This window comes from Sedimentibacter sp. B4 (assembly GCF_000309315.1).
GTDB lineage: Bacteria > Bacillota > Clostridia > Tissierellales > Sedimentibacteraceae > Sedimentibacter > Sedimentibacter saalensis.
Genome location: NZ_CANG01001035.1, coordinates 1 through 375 on the forward strand (window position 1 = coordinate 1; position 375 = coordinate 375).

Below are 375 nucleotides of genomic sequence, written 5' to 3' on the forward strand. Positions count from 1 at the left end.
TGGACCGAGTTCGGAACCGTCCCCAATCCGGTCCGTCAGCGGTCGGCGAAAGCGCGGACGAAGACGGGCACCTCGCGGGTGGAAGCCGCCTTGTCGTAGCGGTAGCCGACGCCGTCGAAGCCCGTGATCGCGGACGCGGACCGCACCCGGTTGAGCACCAGCCAGGCGGCGAGCTCGCCGCGGGCCCGCTTGGCGAAGAAGGAGACCACGCTGCGCCGGCCCCTCGCGTCCGTGTCCTCGAAGCGTGGCGCGACGACCGGGGGTCCAGTTCGTCGGGCCGCACCGCACCGAAGTACTCCCCCGAGGCCAGGTTGACCACCACCCGGGGACCGGGGGAGGCGGCCAGGTCGTCCCGCAGCACGGCGGTGATCCGCT

1 protein-coding gene is annotated in these 375 nt (G+C 72.8%); it reads right to left on the reverse strand.

Annotated elements, in window-relative coordinates; translation table 11 throughout:
* Nucleotides 1–35: 35 nt before the first annotated feature.
* Nucleotides 36–209, reverse strand: a complete 174-nt coding sequence (gene yaaA / locus BN358_RS28100) for a peroxide stress protein YaaA (protein ID WP_232233425.1) — start codon at nucleotides 207–209, stop codon at nucleotides 36–38.
* Nucleotides 210–375 lie beyond the last annotated feature (166 nt).